Genomic DNA, 18,580 nt, shown 5'->3' with positions numbered 1-18,580 from the left:
TTTCGCTCTCAGAAGTGGAGTGGAGTGAATTGTAGATTGTGGTGGCCCGCGACCTCGATGGTCATGACGTCCTCGTCATCGCTGCGCGCGACGTCGATCGCGGTGTATTTGCTATCGGCGAGTTCCTCAAAACGGAAGCGCACGGACCGGTTTTGCTGGCTGCCATCCTTTTCGTCGAGGTAGATTTGCTCGAACAAGTCGGCGACCTTTTCCTCGGCATCGTCGCCGTCCTTGATGGTGATCTGATAGGTAGCCGCCACGATTTTGTCGCCGACGGTGAAGTCGGTGATCTTCTTCACGGTGTTCAGTTCCGAAACTCCGTCGTCGTCGCACTGGAACGTGAAGCAGTCGTCACCTGCGCCGCCGGTCAAAACCACCGGTCCATTTCCGGCGTAAATCATGTCGTTGCCCGAGCCTGCGATGATCTCCTCGAAGCCGTTGATCAGATCCTTGCCGATTTCGACCCCTTGCGCGGTGCCATTGCGCAGGTCAATGGTGACGGTAATCGTGGTCTCCGAATAGTCTAGGACGTCGTTGCCCGAATTGCCCTCGTATTGGTCGTCGACGCCGTCGGCGGACGCCAGCACGACGTCGTCGCCGCAACCGCCCTCGACCTTGTCCGAGCCCGCGCCGTCGGCGATGGTGTCGTTGCCGGCGCCGCCTACCAGCACGTCGTCCCCGGCGCCGCCGGTCAACCCATCATCGCTCGCACCGCCGATGACGATCTCGAGTTCGACAATGTGGTCCGCGCCGATACCCGCGCCGGAGGCCCGCTGCGCGGCGAGATTGACGGTTACGGCGGAGGTAGCCGAAGCATAGCTCAACGTATCCGTCCCGGCTCCGCCCTTCAGCGTGTCGTTGCCCGCGCCGCCGGTCACGACGTCGTCGCCACCGCCACCGTCGATCGAAGCCGCGGTCGCCCCGGCCGTCAGTTCGTCGTTCGCCCCGCCGCCGATGACGGCCTCGATGTCCGAAATCACATCGTTGCCGATGTCGGCGCCAAAGGCCCGGCCCGCGGCGAGATTCACGGTCATGGGTGAGCTCGCTGCTGAATAGTCCAGCATGTCGTTGCCCGTCCCGCCGCTGAAGTTGTCGTCCGCGGCGTCTGCCGACGCCAGCAGATGGTCGTCGCCATCACCGCCGTGAACCTGGTCAGGGCCCGCCCCGTCGGACAGGATGTCGTTACCTGCACCGCCCGCTATTCGGTCCGCGCCGCCGCCGCCATCGAGGGTGTCATTGCCGGCGCCGCCGTCGAGAGTGTCGTTCCCGGCTCCGGACAACAGGATGTCGCGGCCCGCGCCGCCATCGAGATGGTCGTTGCCGGCGTCACCGATCAAAGTGTCGTCGCCGTCCTCGCCGAACAAGCGGTCGTTGCCGGCGCCACCGAACACCACGTCGTCACCAGCGCCCGCAAATACGATATCGTTGCCGTCGCCGGCATAGACCACATCGTGGCCAGCGCCCGCCAAAATATGGTCGTCGCCGGCGCCGCCCGAGATGCGGTCGTCGCCACCTCTGGCGTCGATGTTGTCGGCGCCGCCGAGCGCCACAATGGTTTCGGCGCATTGGGTGCCGAGTAGGTTTTCGTCCGCATCGGTTCCTGTGATCGGCAGCGCCTCGACGACGTTGAAGTAGGCCGTCTGCATTACGACGTGGGTGCCGTCGCTGATCGCATAAGTCAGCTTGACCTCACCGAGCATGCCTTGGTCGCGGTCGAATTCCCAGCCGTCCTCGGCCGGGGTGAGCGTGCCGGAGGACGAATAGATGCCGACCACGGTTAGGGTGTCGCCGTCCGGGTCGATGGTGCCGGCCAAGAGCGCCGCTAGCGATATCGCCAGCCCGTTGCAAGCCACGGCGTCAGGAAGGTGCACGGCGCCCGAGACGCGCGGAGCGCGGTTGCGGTGATCAGGTGACGGAGGCTCGCGCTCAGTGCGCGGATTTGGGCGCCTGTCGTCGCCCCCTCCGCCACCCCCACCGCCACCGCCAGCTCCTCCTACAGAAGGGTTCTCCTGGCGCGGCAGCGGTCGGTTGTCATTGGCGATCTTCGGGCTTTCACCCGACCCTCTTTCCAGCATGGGTCTATCAGTGCGAGCCCGAGCACTGAAATCGGTTGCTCCGGACGAGCCGGGTTGCTCGTCGGTAGGGGCCGAGATCCTGACCTTGTCGCTTCGCCCGGACGCTTCGGCGGGCGCGGGCTCCTCTCCAGGTCCCGGCTCCTCGGCGGTCGCCAGCGCTTCCTCCCTCAAGGTCCCCTCCTCGGCGCCCGAGCCGCGGGGCTGGCCGCGGGCCTCGCCGCCGTCCAGCGTCGCGGGCAGGAAGCTCTTGAGATAGGCCGAGAACGAGCCAACGATCAGCAGGAAGATCAGCGGCACGAAGCGGCGGCCGCGATCCTCCTTCTCCTGATAGTCCTCACGACCAGGCACGGCCGCCTTGGTACTCTGCCGGGTGGCCTGGACGTTGATTGTCATGCAGGTCTCCGGATCTTCGGCTCGGGCATTTTGGGATCAGGAAGCATGTCGGCCGGCGCCGTCGGCGCAGGCTGCAGGGCCGGGGTCATGATGTCCTGCTTCTTGCCGAAGGCGATCATGCGGCCGGCCTGGACGATGGCGACGAGATCGACCGCCACCAGCGCGCTCGGCCGGTGCGCGATCACAATCGCAATGCCGCCGCGGGCACGGATGCCCTCGATGGCCGCGGTCAGCGCCGCTTCGCCCTCGCCGTCGAGGTTCGAGTTCGGCTCGTCCATCACTACCACGAAGGGGGCGCCATAGAGCGCTCGCGCCAGCGCGATGCGTTGGCGTTGCCCGGCAGAGAGCGCGCTGCCCTGCGGCCCCAACCTCGTCCGGTAACCTTCCGGCATCTTGACGATCATTTCGTGAACGCCTGCGGACTTGGCGGCCTCGATCACTTTACGGTAGTCGGGATCGGGTTGGAGACGACAGATGTTCTCCTCTATGGTGGCGTCCATCAGGGCGACCTCCTGGGGGAGGTAGCCGATGTGTCTGCCGAGGTCTTCCTCGCGCCACTGGGTGAGGTCGGCGCCGTCGAGCCGGACGCTGCCGCGCACCGTTGGCCAGATGCCAGTCAGCGCCCTCACCAGCGTAGTCTTGCCGCCGGCGCTGGGGCCGATGATGCCGAGGGCCTGTCCAGCCTCGAGTTCGAAGCCGACCTCGCTCAGCACCACCTGACCGGATCCCGGGACGGCGATGGTGATCTTTTCGACGGAGAGGCGTGCAACCGGGTCGGGCAGCTGCATCGGCTCGTCGGCAGCGGCGAGTGCGATTACAGTGTCGCGCAGGCGATGATAAGCCATACGCGCAGCGATGAAGGCTTTCCAATTGCCAATTGCCAGATCGACGGGCGCCAGCGCGCGGGCAGAAGCGACCGAGACGGCGATGATGGCGCCGGCCGAAAGCTCCCCCTTGATGGCGAGGTAGGCGCCGAGCCCGAGCAGAGCCGACTGCAGTATCATGCGGAGCACGCGCGAGATCGCAGCGAAGGTACCGGTGATGTCGTTGGCCCGGGTCTGCAAGTCGAGATGCTCGGCATTTGCCTCGTTGAAGCGGCCGACGGCGCGGCCGGCGAAGCCCATCGCCTTGAGGACTTCGGCGTTGCGGGCGTTGCAGTCCGCGATGCCGTTGCGTTCCATCGCCGCCTTGCGGGCGGCCAGGATGAGGCGCCGAGTCATGACCTCGCTGACGACGGTCAGCACGACGAGAACCAGAGCGCCGGCGAAAGTGAGTGCGCCGAGCAGCGGATGGAGGAAGTAGATGAAGGCGAGGTAAATCGGCATCCACGGTAGGTCGAACAGCGCCGAAGGGCCCTGGCTGCCGAGAAAACCGCGTACGGTGTCGACGTCGCGCCCGCGCTCCAGCGCTTCGGAAGTAGAGAACCCGAAGCGCGGCATGTCGATGGCAACACGGTGCGCCAGGGGCGCGATCTTGCGGTCGATCCGGGCACCGACCCGCACCAGCACCTGGGAGCGGACGACGTCGAATCCGCCCTGACACAGATAGAGCCCAATCGCGAGCGCCGACAGCACCAGCAGGGTCGGAATGCTGCCGCTGGTCAGAGCGCGATCGTAGATTTGCATCATGTAGACGGAGCCGGTGAGCGCCAGCACGTTGATCATGCCGGAGATTACGAAGAGGAACAGGACAATGCCGCGGAAACCGCGCGTCAGTTCGGCCAGGCGCCGCCGCTTGGCGGGGGTAAGCTCTTTTGACTTCGGCATTTGACAGGAGCCATGTGGTACGAGGGAGCTGACACGGGCAGGAACGGGAGGCAGCGCGCCTCCCGTTCCGACGACTCGTGGGCTAGAGCGTGACGTTGGAGCCGAGGTTCTGGTGGCCCGCGATCTCGATCTTGAAGTCAGCGGCGGCGTTGCCGTCGACATTGCCCTGGACGACGGTAAATTCCTGGCCGTCGCGCGTCTCGAAGGTCACGGCGAGCTGCCCCGCCGCGGTGAAGGCGGCGTCCGAAACCAGCGTAAAGCTCTGGTTGCCGTCTGCGGCGTAGTTCGCATCGATGCCGCTGAGGTCGATCCGGTCGCCCGGCTCGAAGTCGACGATGGTGTCGCCCTTCGCCGCTTCCACCGAGTTGAAGCGGAAGGTGTCGTCCCCGAGTCCTCCTTTCATCACGTTGACGCCGGTGCCGGCGACGATGACGTCGTTGCCGGAGCCCGTCGTGACGTTCTCGATGCCCCATAGCGTGTCATTGCCGGTCTGGGAGCTCGAGGCGCTACCGTTCATCAGAGGTCCGGAGCTCAGATTGACGGTGACGGCTACACTCGCCGCCGACATGTCCAGCGTATCGTTGCCGGAGCCGCCGGTGCCTTCGTCGCCGAAATAGGCGTCGTTGCCGTCTCCGATCTCGGTCACGATCAGGTCGTTGCCAGCACCGCCGAACACCGTATCGTCGCCCTTGCCGGCATTGATCAGGTCGTTGCCCTCCTCGCCGAAGATGCGGTCCGCTCCGTCATCACCGTAGACGATGTCTGCATCCGACCCGGCCAACACGTGGTCGTCGCCCGCGCCGGCGGAGATCACGTCGCGGCCGCTGCCTGCGTTGACAAAGTCGGCACCCTCGCCTGCCACGATCGCATCTGCCCCGGCACCTCCGATGGCGATGTCATCTCCGGCGAAGGCGACGATGTTGTCGTCGGCCGCGGTGCCGACGAGCGTGTCGGTCTGCGCGGTCCCGGTCCGGACTACACCGGTTGCCGTGGTCTCCTCGTCGTCGCCATCATCGTGCGGCGTTTCGTTCTCGTCTTCGTCCGGTTCGTCTGTCCGGAACTGGGTGGGCACGACGCCGGTGAAGGTGACCGAATGGGTCCCGTTCGAGATGGTTCGGGTGCCATTCTGGTTCTCGACCAAGTGGTAGGTCGTGAGATCCGCTCCTTCCGGAAGCTCGATCACATCTTCGGCCTGCAGGGCGCCTATGATGGTATCGTTGCCGCCGTTGGACTTGAACACGATGCGATGGGCCGAAGTCAGGGCCGAGATGTCGATCGTGTCGTCACCTTCCTCACCATCGATGGTGATGGTGTTGAGGCGCAGGCTGGTGCCGGAGAAGTCGCCGATCACCTGGATCGTGTCGCCGCCTGCGCTGCCGCTGCCGACGGGTTCCGAGTTGTTGATTCGGATCTCCTCGATCTCGCGCAACTCGGCGATGACCGAATTGGCAAAATCGGTATTCGCGCCGCGCGTGACGACAATCTCCGTGGCCCCATTGAGGTTGGCCCCGATGTTGCCGGGCAGCGCATCCCAGGCGGCACGGGTGTAGATGCGGTAGGCCTCCGCGACGGCGGCGTTGCCGGTGATCACGAAGGTATCGCCCAGAGCTCCCTCGGCTCCGCCGTTGACGATATCGCGACCGTCGGAGTTGGTCAGCGACGTCGCGGTCGCGGTGTTGGCGTTCCAGTTGAAAGTGTCGTCGCCATCATCGCCATTCAGCGTGTCGTTGCCGGTGCCGCCATTCACGATGTCGTTTCCACCACCGGCATTGACCGAATCGTTGCCAGCAAGGGCATTGATCGTATCGGCATTGACGGTCCCGTTCAGCGGGACGTTGTTGCCTGCCGTTCCGTTGATCGTCGAGGCCGGCGTCGTCGCCAGGGTGAAATCGTTGATGTCGATGGAGGCATTGCCGATGCCATTGATCGTGATCGTGCCTTGGATCGGCGAGGCCGCACCGCCCTCCCTGATCGTGAGCACGGTGTTGCCACCGGACGCGCTCTCGAAGACACGGGTGGCAAAATTGGCCGCCGTGACTCCAAGACCCGAGAGATCGATCTTGTCCTGGGTGGCCGCGGTGCCCCCGTCTGCATCGAAGCTGCTGATGGTATCGTTGCCGAAGCCGCTCGCGTTGTAGACGATCGTGTTGAAGCCGGTGCCGACATCGATGAGGTCGTTGCCTTCGCCACCTATGATCACGTCGTTATTGTCGCCGCCGGACAGGGTATCGTTGCCGGTACCACCGTCGAGCAGATCGTTACCGCCATTGCCCGTCAGGACGTCGACACCGCCGCCACCGAACAATTGATTGGTGGCGTTGTTTCCGACGATCGTGTTGTCGAGAGCGTTGCCGGTTCCGTTGATCGTACTGCCTCCGATCAGGTTCAGGTTCTCGACGTTGGTGCCAAGAGTGTAGCTGATGGACGAGTCGACCCGGTCAATACCGCCCGAACCCGCGGCGACCTCATTGACCACGTCGCCGACATCTTCAACGACGTAGATATCGTTGTCGGCGCCGCCCGCCATGGTGTCGGCGCCGACACCGCCATTGAGCGTGTCGGTGCCGATGCCGCCGTTCAGCGTATCGCTATCGTCGCCGCCGTTCAGCGTATCGTTGCCGTCGCCGCCGAGCAGGCTGTCGGCGCCGAGCCCGCCGTTCAGCGTGTCATTGCCAAAGAGTCCGCTCAGGGTGTCGGCGAGGTCGCCACCGGTGATGACGTTATTGAGATCGTTGCCAGTACCGACGAACGGATCGGCATCGATGCCCGTGTACGCCAGGTTCTCCACGTTGGCCACCGCTTCGATCGACAACACGGCCATTTCGGTCTCGATCGTGTCGGTGCCTTGGTTCAAGGTTTCGACCACGAGGTCTGCGATATCGTCGACGACGTAGGTGTCGTTGCCGTTCAGGCCGACCATCACGTCGGCATCGAGCCCGCCGTCAAGAAGGTCGCCATCACCGGCTCCCGAACCGCCGACCAGAAGGTCTTCGCCGGCTCCGCCTTGCAGCTCGTTGTCTCCGGTGCCGCCGAAGATCAGGTCGTTTCCGCTGCCGCCGATGATCTCGTCATTGGTAAGGTTCTCGCCGGCGATGAAGTTGTTAGCCGTCGATACCGCGAGGTTGATCGTGCGGCTGAAACCGGTCGGATCGGCACGGTTGACGACGTAATCCTCGAAACCGAGCAGATAACCATTGTATGTGGCGCCGGTAAAGTTGATGCTCTCGATACCCCGCTGCGGATTGCCACCGTCGAAGTGATTGATGGCAGTCACCGTCTGCCCGTTCACGGCGACGACAAGGTCGCCATTGGCCGTGCCAGTATCATTGTCTGCGGCATTCAGCGCCGTGAGCGCAACCGGCAGGTCCTCTGTGCTGCCCGTCTGGATCACGAGCCGATCTGCCGAGCCGCCGTTGTCGAGTTCGGTGAGCGTGTCGTTCCCGTCGCCCAGGCGGACGTTGTAGGTGTCATTGCCGAGGCCGCCGTTCAGCGCATCGTTACCGAGGCCGCCGTCGAGCGCATCATTACCGTCGCCGCCGTTGAGCGTGTCGGTTCCGTCGCCGCCAATCAGGATGTCGTTGCCACCCAGACCATTGAGCACGTCGTTTCCGCCGAGCCCGACGATCAGATCGTTGCCGTTGTTGCCCACAGGGGCGCCCGGATTGGTGCCATTGAGAGCCGGATCGTTGCCCGGCGTTCCCATGATGATGTTAAATGACTCGCCGCCCGCGAACTCGACACGCTCGATGCCGCGCAGCTTGTCGAATCCGTCGCCATCCGCAACGGTGTGTGTCACCTGTATGGTGCCGTCGGCATTGCCGGCGAAGATGTACTCGCTGGCAGCGCCCGAGAACACCGCGGTATCAGTGTCGACGACCGCGTCTCCACTAGCCAGGATCTCGCGCACGATCACGAGCTGACCCGGATTGTACGTGCCGGCAAACATGGCGGCAGCGAGCGTCGTCATGCTGCTGTGCGAGTCGATTTCAGGACCGGTTCCGTCCGAGTTTTGACGGACGCTGATTCGGACGTTCAGCCACTTGTCGCCATCGATGATGTCATCGCCCGCGCGGCCCGTGATCCTGTCGCTGCCGTCGCCACCGAGGATGATGTCACCCGCGGAGTAGGACGTAACGCCGGTGCCCAGGACGGCGTCGAGGCCGTTGATCAGCGCAAGGCTCTCGGCCGTGACGGTGCTGCCGGTGTAGCCTTCCGAACCGCCGAGAGATGACGGCAGACGATCAGCGGCCAGGGTATCGGAGCCGGTGAGGATATCGTTGAACCTCGAGCCCGACACGCCCTCGACCGACTCGTAGGCATCGAGCGTGCCGTTCACGGGCGGGTTGGGGAACTCATCGAACACAATACCGCGCGTCAGGTCCGCGTCGACGCCGAAGGTGTTGTCCTTGTACGTCACCCAGTCCCAGCCCGACATACCGGCCAGCTTTCCACGGCCTGGACTGCCAACCATGACGTCGTCGCCGCCTTCGGCAATGAACTCGTCGAAACCGCCGTCGCCGAGGAACACATCGTGTCCGACGACGCCATCGCGCGCAAAGAGCTCATCGAAGTTGTCGCCCGGCGCACCGTCGAAAGTGCCGGTCTCAATCCAGTCGTTGCCCTCATTGCCCAGAAGGCGTTCGGCGTTCTTGTTTCCGTAGATGAAGTCATCGCCTTCACCGCCGAACACCTCGCCGCCGGCGTCGTTGCCCAAGAAGACAAAGTCCTTGCCTGCACCGCCGAGAACGAGATCCAGCCCCGGTCCCGAGTTGATGACGTCGTTGCCGGCGCCGCCCTTGATGTTGTCGTCGCCGCCGAGGTCCTTGATGATGTCGTCGCCGTCCCCGCCATTGTGGACGTCGTTGCCGGCGCCACCCTCAAGGAAGTCGTTGCCGGCATCGCCATGGAGCGTGTCGTCGCCTTCGCTGGCGATAAGGATATCGTTTCCGGCGGTGCCGCCGAGCACGACGTGCTGATCGCCCGTGTATCGTAGGTAGTTGGTATCCGCACCCGGCGTGGCCGGATTGTTGCGGATGACCAACGGAGTGAGGATTCCGCCGCCAACCGGATCGTTGCCGAGATTGTCGGCGCTCTCATCGACTCCAACGGTCAGCGGATCATCCGCCAGGATGCCATCCGCACCGGCCGTCTCACCTAGTCCCGGATTGTATTGCTTGGTTCGGTCGATCTCGAGAATCAGGCCGGGGACCGAGAACACGTCCGATGGCAGATGGGTGGCGTCCGTGTTGCGCATGATCATGGCGGCGAAGGAGTTCGCCTCCATCTCCCCGAACAGATGCAGGCCGTCGAGCCGCTGCAAGTAGTAGAAGCGGTCGCCGTTCTGAAGCTGCTCCAGCGACACCTCGAAAACGAAGTTGAAGGTTGAACCCAGCATGCCGCCGAACGGCAAGATCTTTTCGGCGAGGCCGCCGATCCAAAGATCGACATTCTCCAGGCCCCCCAGGGCGTTGTCGACCCCGTAGGCACCGATGCCGTTGAGGAAGTCCTCGGCATCCGCGGGAACCAACAGGCCGCCGATCGATTGCCCGGTGATGATGGTCAGCGCCGCGTCACGCTTGCCCTCGATGGTCGTCTGGCCGGTGATCAGCGCGTGGTTTCCGTACGCCGCGATGAAGTTGATGATCGACGCCTCGTGCTTGAGGTTGGCAGCGAACTCAACCCAGCTCTCGTAGGGCTTGAGCTCGGCCGCGCTGTTGGTCACCTCGTAGAACTCGCGCCGCGCGGCGTTGAGCGACGGCACGCCGGTATCGCGGCCACGCGCCAGATTGATGGTGGCGAGATCGAGCGGCAGGCCGAGCAGGTTGTTGCGCAACGCGCTGGTCACGAACTCGTCGATCTCGTTGCCGACCTGGCGGGTCATACCCCGGATGATCGCGCCGGCCGCGACTTCGTCGGTGACGCCGTGCGCGGTACCGCCCACTTCGTCGAACTCGAATGGATTAAGGAAGCCCTCGATAAGGCCGATATGGCCGGCGTTGAACGACGGATCGAACCGGTCAATCGTCTCGGTCAGCATCGAGTGACCGAAGCGGTAGACGACGTGAGCGAACTCGGCGACAATCGACGGATTGATCGTGACGTCGTAGCCGTCGGGAACAACAAACGGGTTGATCTGGGGCTGAACCTTGCGTGCGAATTCCTCGAACACGAGATGCTGGTACTGCATTTCGGTGCCGAACTTGGCGGCTTGGAACAGTCGTTCCCCGTTCCATTCCAAGTCGCTGACGCCGTCACCGATCACGGCACCTGGCACCAGCCATTCCTGGATGAACGCGTTATCGCCGGTGGCCAGAATGACCGCCTTGGTGTGCTCCACCAAGCGGTTGTGCTCGGCGTGGAAGACATGATGGACCGCGGTCAGGCCGATGTTCTCGTTCACACGGCCGTCGCCCGCGATGAAATGCGCGTCGAGCAGCTCGTTGTCATATGCGCCGGGATCTGCCGGTTGATTTCCTGGATTGCCGAGCCCGATCTCGATGTCGCCATCCGCCAGGCCGGTCGGAACTGCATCGTGAGCGATGTCAGCGAGGAAAGCGTGGCCAATGCGGATGGCACCGGCAATGCCGACAGGAGCATCCGGCGTCCCGGAAATCGTCACATCGTCGGCGGTATTCGGGATGCCATCTGGGCCGATGCCGATGATGACCTGCGGTGTGCCATTCGCTCCGGGGATGAAGTTGCCGTACTGGTCGGTTCTCAGCAGGGGCACATTGCCGACGTCGGAGTCGGTCAGGATGATCCCCAGCATATCGCGAGCCTGAGCCTTTAGCTCGCCCCAGGTCGCCATGCCGCCGTTGGCGCCTTCGATCAGCCTGCCGGTAGCGACCGGCTCTCCATCCGCGTTCAGCACGTATTGCCGCAGGAACACCTGATGCGAAGAATGGGAGGTGTAGGTCTGGTTCTGATCGACAAACGATGTCGTCGTGTTGATGGGTCTAACATCGTCTGCCGTACCCATGATGCCATCGGCTCCAGGCGTAACGGTCGCGCGAGTCAGCACCATGAAGTTGGTGTGGCTGCCCGGGACATACAGCGGATCGTCGGGCTGCAGGGGAATATAGACCGTACCGCTGCCGCCCTTCCCCACCAGGTCGAGGCCGTGGTCGAAGAATTGGCCGAACAGAGTGAACCACGAGTTGAAGGATGCTGACAGGCCGCCGTCCGGCGCGATGTTGGGCAGGCTGATGTTCTCGCCGTCGAATTCGATGCCGAATTCAGCCAGGGTTGTTGCCAGTCCTGCGATAGCCGCCGCTGCCGCCGCGTCTGCCGCATCGCTGGCGGCTTCGGCTGTCGCCTCGTTTGCCACTGCCGTCGCCAGCGTGTCGTTGGCGGCTGTCAGAGCGGCAAGAGCTTCCGCGACAGCATCGGGATCAACCAACGCAGTCAGATCGGCCGTGAGACTCTCGGCAGGCGCAACATTCTCATCCGCCAACGTCGCCGCAGCAGCGATCGTTGCAAAATGCGGTGCTGCAGACTGACCTTCGATCAACGCTCCCCGGATCGCCACCAACTGCGAGTGCAACGTCAGCGCGTTCGACTGGACGGCCTGCGCGTCGGCGAATTCGGCATGGCCCACAGATAGCCCAGTCACAACGGCGGCGGCAGCGTTGGAGGCGGCGAGCGCCGCTGTGACTGCGGCCTCGACCGCGGCGATGTCCGCAGCGCTGATGTTGCCACCGACGAACAGTGCAATCGCGGCAGCTTCTGTCGCAGCATCGGCGGCCGCGGCCGCATCGTCGGACGTGGCGGCCAGCGCTGCGACAGCCGCGCCGTTATTCGCAAGGGCAGCGTCATAGGCGGCCTGCGCCGCAACCTGAGTTGCCGTTGCCGCCGCGACGGCTGCTTCGGCGGCAAGCTCGGCAGCCTGTGCAGCGGTAGCGGCAGCGGTTGTCGTGATGATCAGCTCGGCTGCGTTCTGGACAATCACCAGGTCCGCAAACGGATCTGCCGAACCGGCGCGCTCAAGCGCCGTCACGATCGCCGCTGGATTGTTCAGCGTCTGGTCGACGATAAGGTTAGAGATCGTACGGATGCTGCCGTCGACGACAAAGGAGTTCGGATCGTTGGAGGGCGCGTAGGTCGACTGAGTCGGGATCGGGGGCATTCCTCCCGGGCCGTCGAAGTCCAACGGCGTGCCGCTCGCCGGCCGGAAGTCCGTCCCGAGCCCTTCGGGGAATTGGATGTCAGCAGCACCCCACCGCTCCTGCCCCGGCAGCAGATTGTTGTAGGTGCCATCAACCGTACGAAGACCCAAAGAGAGGTTGTAAGCCGGCACAAGCCCACCAACGCCAAACAGCGGCTGACCGCTCGCGTGCGCCTCAGAAATCTTGATCTGCTCCAGGATGAATTCCAGATCGCTCTTGATGTAGGAAACCATGACGCGCTCCCGATGTTGGGCACAGACGCCGCCTAAAGGAGTGAGGTGTCCTGAAGGTGCAGCCGTGAACTCTTTAGCAACTTTGAGGCTTGGAAGCCGTGTGCGGAATGGAGGAAGGTCCGACCGCATTTCAGACAAAGGTCGGAATGATCTTCAGACCTTGGTCCGAAGGAAGAGACTGGCCACAGCCAATTTGAAGTTTAAGAACCTTCAGCGCTATAAAACCCTTCGGTGCTATAGGTGGCTTCTGCGCCAAGCCTTGGCGAGGGGAACCGGTCTCATATAGCTGAAGTGTGCGCATGGGCTGCGGAGCGGCAAGAGCGTCCCGGGCAAATGTCAGGACGAGCACCTCGCAAACTCGGCTCATCCAGTGGGTAGAGGGTGGGATGAACTGTTTTCGATGCGAACGCCACTTGCGATGATACAAGGTCCCGAAGTCGGATATTCGTGGTCACCGCGTCGGCTATCCCAACATGCGGCAAGCTTTCTGCTGCTACCAACCAGAGGCGCGAGCTCCTGCCTAGGAGTCCATCGGCCTTGAATTGCTGTGGTTCAATGAGCCTGCTGCCAACTTCTTGGCCATGCTCGACGCAAAGAGCGCACTGACAGATCTTCTCGACGCTTCTTCGTTCTGTCCCGTGAACACCATCCATGCATGAACCAACATGGCTTGTGCAAGGACCTGGTCGGAGACGCCCTTGTTTCGCGCTTGAGTTTTGGCGAGCTGGATGAACTCACGTGCCCAGAACAAATGCTCTCTCGTTGAGCCATTTCGTTTGGTTGTTTCGTTTTCTTGCTTGATCATTGGGATCATTCCGAAGTTGATCGGCAGCATCGATGTGGAGTTTCTCAATTGAGCGTGTGCGCGCCGAAATTGGAATCTTGCATCTTCTGAGCGGCGACAACGACCTCCAAGCGATTGCGAGCATTCATCTTTTGCATGAGGATCGTCATATAATGTTTCACCGTTTTATCGCTCAGCTTAAGGCGCGCTGCGATTTCCTTGTTCGTATTGCCACGGACCAGAAGCTTGACGATTTGCTCTTCACGGATGGTAAGGTTGATGATGGCTGCAGCCTTCCGCCGAAGCGTTTCATCCCGCAACCCCGCAATGACTTGGCTGGCAAAGCTCCGGGTGATGTAGTTTTCACCCCGTGCAACGGCTTGGATGGCTTCGATCAGCTCGCAGGACTGACCTGCCTTCAAGACGAATCCAACAGCGCCTGCGTCAAGCGCTCGAATCGCACTTGCAACCCCGACCACTCCTGTGAAGGCCACAACTTTTACGGTAGGTACGCTGCTGACTACGTTGGTGATTGCCTCGAAAGCATTGCCTGGCATACCGACTTCAACAATCAAAATGTCAGGTCTGCAGTCAGTCGCGAGTTGGAGAATATCGGGGACGCCCGATCCGGTCCCCAGCAGCTCCAAGTCGGCGTTGCGGCCAATGACGCTGACAAGCGCTTCTTGTGTAATCGGATGATGATCAACGATGGCCACCGAAATGCGACGCATCAACCCCCTCCATTTAAAAGCGAGATAAATATTAAACCAAGCGCAGAGATAAATGATTTTAAATATAATGTAAACGGTCCGGTACCGGCAGTAGGCATGGAGGAAGAGATAATGAAGATGGGATTCGCCTTATCTCGCAAGTGCGTAAAAACTGCGAAGACTTTGGCCCGGTTGATGACGTGAACACTACAGCGGAAGGATCTTTGCAATTGTGTCGGTCCCCTGGCGCGATGCCGAGACTGCATCGGGTAAACGGGGCCGCTGATTGCTCTCAGCTAGGCGGACTTTCTCTCTCAGCCTCTCTAGGTTCTCCATTGCTTTAAGCAATCTCACCAGATCGGAGACCATATGTGCCAAAGTGGGCTTGCGCGGCTTTGGAACTCGAGATTTCTGCTTCATCGCGAAACGGCTCCCTGCCAGACCGACGGAGATGTGGCTTGATCCGCAAGGACGGTGCCAACGCAAGCCGACCGATTCACGCAGAGAGGGGCTGTAGGCGGCGCGAGGTTATCGGGGGGGTGAACTCAGCGCACGGCACGTCGTGCAAACAGAAGAGGATACTTCCCATGCTACCCATGAAGCCCATGATCGTCGTGGCGGCATTGAGAGTGCCAAAGCAAAATGCGCCGATTTCGTAGCTCCTCACCGTAGCTCCCCGGAACACTTCAAGCTCGCTTTCGAAAGACTGGCGAATAACCAATGGCTTGGCTGTAGTAGTTTGGAGGAGTGGATATCAACGTTCTTCGCAATGATCGTTTCAATCCGGCCGCGAACCCGGTTTGCAGTCTCGCGCTTCTCCACCCAGATCGGCTTGAGCAGATCGTGAACGTGGCTCGGCTTGATCTCCGGGATGGTCAGTTTGCCGATTGTGGGATAGGCGTAACGCTTGAGGGACGATGGCCACTGATCGCGATGCTTCTCGCTCCAGGTCGACCAATTCGTCCGGATGTAGGCTTCCGCGCATTCCTCGAACGTTGGCAACACAACCTGGGCCTCGACGGCTTTCGCTTCTTCACGCGCCTTTCGCCTCTCCTGCACTATGTCCTCGCCGGCGCTGCTGCGATCGCCTTTCACGCGCAGCCTCGCCGCTCCCGTGCCAGCCGTGCATCTTTTAGCGACACTTCCTTCAAGGAGCCCAGGCCGTGCCAGCGCTCTTTGCCGTCTTTCCAATATCTGTATGACCAGCTCTTCGACGTTGGTCCGGTGATGATCAAGTAGAGCCCATCACCATCGGCGTATTTACCGGGCTTGCTTTGGCGCTCTACGTCGAGCGGTTTGAGCCTTCCAGCCATTGTTCCTCCAGGAAAACCGTCCTCCGAACCCACGGGCTAATGCTACGGTCAGTGCCCCGATTAGGGGAAACACCGGCGAACTGCAAAGTACAGCTCTTCGGCGCAAGCCACTGATTTTGTTGTGGAGTTCGAACGACTGCGAACAGTGGAGAACAATATACTGGCGGAAGGGGTGGGATTCGAACCCACGGTACCCTTGCGGGCACGCCGGTTTTCAAGACCGGTGCCTTAAACCACTCGGCCACCCTTCCTGAGCCTGGAATGGCTGTCGCTTAACCCAGTCGCCCGCCCAAGGCAACGCGAAGTTCGCCTACCCTCGCCTTCAGCCTGTTGTCAGGCAAGCGTCAGCCTGTGCGCTTAGGCTGCGCCCTCCGCAAATCCGCGGGACACTGGCGACCTCTCCCAGGGCGTCGCCGGTTGCGAGGCCCGGCTGGATTGGTCTCCATACCCGGGCCTCGTTTGCGTTTGCCCCAAAAGCAAACGGCGCTCCCGCTAGAGAGCGCCGCTCGAAGCGTTCTCTTGCGTGGCGTCAGTAGCCGCAGGACGCGCAGTTCATCTGCACCGGGGCGTAATAGGAATAGCCGGGCGAGACCATCTCGACGCGCTGGCGGGTGGCGTATTGCGGCGGGATTTGCTGGTACTGCACGCTCGGCGGCGCCACCATCACGGTCTGCGGCACCATCACGGTGCGGTACTGCGCCGGCGTGCGGTGCGCGACCACGGCGCCGGGCGAGACCATCACGGTCTCGTCGACGGTGCGGTATTGCGGCGGCACATATTGCTGCTGATAGCAGGTCGTGCACGGCGGCGGCGTGTAGCAATTGTAGCAGCCGGCGGAGGCTGCGCTCGTCATGGAAATCGCGGCGACGGCGGTCGAGAAAACGACAGCGAGAGTACGAGACATTGCGGTGGTGCCCCAGTTGCCCGAAATGGATTTGCGAAGGTAGCCGCAGTATACGCCGCAAAGCGCTGCCTTGCCGAACTTCGTCGGGGCATCCTTAACACGAACAGCCGGCTTGCGCCGGCCGTTCAGAACTTGTTGACCATCTACGTCGGGCGAACGGCGCGCGTGCTCACTTTCCGCGCCGCTTGACCTCGCGCACCGCGCCGCGCGCAGCGCTGGTGGTGAGTGCAGCATAAGCCTGCAGCGCAGTGGAGACGTTGCGCTTGCGGCCCGTCGCCTGCCACGCTGCATCGCCCTTCGCCTCCTCCGCCGCGCGGCGCTTGGCAAGCTCCTCGTCGGAGACTTCGAGGCTGATGCTGCGGTTCGGGATGTCGATGGCGATGATGTCACCGGTGCGGACGAGACCGATGTTGCCGCCTTCGGCGGCTTCCGGCGACAGATGGCCGATCGACAGGCCGGACGAGCCGCCGGAGAAGCGGCCGTCGGTGACGAGCGCACAGGCCTTACCTAAGCCCATCGATTTCAGATAGCTGGTCGGATACAGCATCTCCTGCATGCCGGGTCCGCCGCGCGGGCCTTCATAGATGATGACCACGACCTCGCCGGCGACGACCTTGCCGCCCAGGATACCCTCGACGGCCGCATCCTGGCTCTCGAACACGCGCGCGGGGCCGGAGAATTTCAGGATCGAGGCATCGACACCGGCGGTCTTCACGATGCAGCCGTCCTGCGCGAGGTTGCCGTAGAGCACGGCGAGGCCGCCATCCTTGCTGAAGGCGTGTTCGAGGTCGCGCACCACGCCCTTCTCGCGGTCGGCATCGAGCTCGTCGTAGCGGCGCTCCTGGCTGAAGGCGACCTGCGTCGGGATGCCGCCGGGCGAGGCGCGATAGAAGGTGCGCACCGTCTCGCTCTTGGTGCGCTTGATGTCCCAGCGCTCCAGCGCCTCGTTCATGGTCGGCGCGTGCACGGTCGAGACCGATGTGTCGATCAGGCCGGCGCGATCGAGCTCGCCGAGGATGCCCATGATGCCGCCGGCACGGTGCACGTCCTCGACATGGACGTCGGCGACCGAGGGCGCGACCTTGCACAGCACGGGCACGCGGCGCGAGAGCCGGTCGATGTCCTTCATCGTGAAGGCGACCTGCCCTTCATGCGCGGCGGCGAGCAGATGCAGCACCGTGTTGGTCGAGCCGCCCATGGCGATATCGAGCGTCATCGCGTTCTCGAACGCCTTGAAGTTGGCGATGTTGCGCGGGAGCACGGACGCGTCGTCCTGCTCGTAATAGCGGCGCACGAGATCGACGATGGTGTGGCCCGCCTCGACGAACAGCCGCTTGCGGTCGGCATGGGTTGCGACCACCGAGCCGTTGCCGGGCAGCGCGAGGCCCAGCGCCTCGGTCAGGCAGTTCATGGAATTGGCGGTGAACATGCCCGAGCAGGAGCCGCAGGTCGGGCACGCCGAGCGCTCGATCACCTTGACGTCCTCGTCGCTGACCTTGCTATCGGCCGCTGCCACCATGGCGTCGATGAGGTCGACGGCCTTGGTCTTGCCGGCCAGCTTGACCTTGCCGGCTTCCATCGGGCCGCCCGAGACGAACACCGCGGGGATGTTGAGCCTGAGCGCGGCCATCAGCATGCCGGGCGTGATCTTGTCGCAGTTGGAGATGCAGACGAGACCGTCGGCGCAATGCGCGTTGGCCATGTACTCGACGCTATCTGCGATCAGCTCGCGCGACGGCAGGCTGTAGAGCATGCCGTCATGGCCCATGGCGATGCCGTCGTCGACCGCGATGGTGTTGAACTCCTTGGCGACGCCGCCGGCCTGCTCGATCTCGCGTGCCACGAGCTGGCCGAGGTCCTTGAGGTGGACGTGGCCGGGCACGAATTGGGTGAAGGAGTTGACCACCGCGATGATCGGCTTGCCGAAATCGGCGTCCTTCATGCCCGTCGCGCGCCAGAGGCCGCGGGCGCCCGCCATGTTGCGGCCGTGGGTGGTGGTGCGGGAGCGATAGGCTGGCATGGCGGTTTCCGTCCTCGGGTTTGGTGGCCTGAGCGGGAAAATATGGAGCCGCCTCAGGGCCTTTCCGGCCGGATAGCGCACGGACCCGGCGGGCGCAACGGGAACTTGGGCATGACAGGGCTCCCCTGCTCCCGGCGCGGGGGGCGCTCGTGCCCCGGACGCAGCGCAGCGTCTCTTTGACGATGCGCTGCCGAGCCGGGGCCCATGTGGCAGCACG

The 18,580-nt window shown here is 62.9% G+C and carries 9 protein-coding genes and 1 tRNA gene; all 10 read right to left on the bottom strand.

What is annotated here, in order from left to right; all coding sequences use genetic code 11:
* Positions 1-8 precede the first annotated feature (8 nt).
* Positions 9-2,468, bottom strand: coding sequence for a calcium-binding protein (locus tag AC24YW_RS34220; protein ID WP_487486829.1), 2,460 nt, complete (start codon positions 2,466-2,468; stop codon positions 9-11).
* Positions 2,465-4,234 (bottom strand): type I secretion system permease/ATPase, encoded by a 1,770-nt coding sequence (locus AC24YW_RS34215; RefSeq protein WP_370157855.1) that lies wholly within the window; start codon positions 4,232-4,234, stop codon positions 2,465-2,467. Before AC24YW_RS34215 ends, AC24YW_RS34220 begins: the two co-directional genes overlap by 4 nt.
* 82 nt (positions 4,235-4,316) lie before the next feature.
* The gene (locus AC24YW_RS34210) at positions 4,317-12,632 is read right to left on the bottom strand and encodes a peroxidase family protein (protein WP_487486828.1); all 8,316 of its coding nucleotides are present in this window, start codon (positions 12,630-12,632) and stop codon (positions 4,317-4,319) included.
* Positions 12,633-13,152: 520 nt separating this feature from the next.
* Positions 13,153-13,467, bottom strand: a complete 315-nt coding sequence (locus AC24YW_RS34205; RefSeq protein ID WP_487486827.1) for a hypothetical protein — start codon at positions 13,465-13,467, stop codon at positions 13,153-13,155.
* Positions 13,468-13,481: 14 nt separating this feature from the next.
* A complete protein-coding gene (locus AC24YW_RS34200; protein ID WP_487486826.1) occupies positions 13,482-14,147 on the bottom strand; it encodes a LuxR C-terminal-related transcriptional regulator in 666 nt (221 codons plus the stop codon).
* Between the two features lie 642 nt (positions 14,148-14,789).
* The gene (locus AC24YW_RS34195) at positions 14,790-15,221 is read right to left on the bottom strand and encodes a tyrosine-type recombinase/integrase (RefSeq protein WP_487486825.1); all 432 of its coding nucleotides are present in this window, start codon (positions 15,219-15,221) and stop codon (positions 14,790-14,792) included.
* Complete coding sequence (locus tag AC24YW_RS34190) at positions 15,218-15,439, bottom strand: Arm DNA-binding domain-containing protein (protein WP_487486824.1); 222 nt, start codon at positions 15,437-15,439, stop codon at positions 15,218-15,220. The genes AC24YW_RS34195 and AC24YW_RS34190 overlap by 4 nt, the downstream gene beginning before the upstream one ends.
* A 161-nt stretch (positions 15,440-15,600) precedes the next feature.
* Positions 15,601-15,690: transfer RNA gene (locus tag AC24YW_RS34185), tRNA-Ser, on the bottom strand.
* 278 nt (positions 15,691-15,968) lie between these two features.
* Positions 15,969-16,292, bottom strand: coding sequence for a hypothetical protein (locus AC24YW_RS34180; RefSeq protein WP_487486823.1), 324 nt, complete (start codon positions 16,290-16,292; stop codon positions 15,969-15,971).
* A 220-nt stretch (positions 16,293-16,512) separates the two neighbouring features.
* On the bottom strand, positions 16,513-18,363 hold the full coding sequence (ilvD, locus tag AC24YW_RS34175; protein WP_487486822.1) for a dihydroxy-acid dehydratase: 1,851 nt from the start codon (positions 18,361-18,363) through the stop codon (positions 16,513-16,515).
* Positions 18,364-18,580: the final 217 nt, after the last annotated feature.

It is taken from the genome of Bradyrhizobium sp. USDA3516 (assembly GCF_057651995.1).
This window is presented reverse-complemented; position numbering and strand designations above follow the sequence as displayed.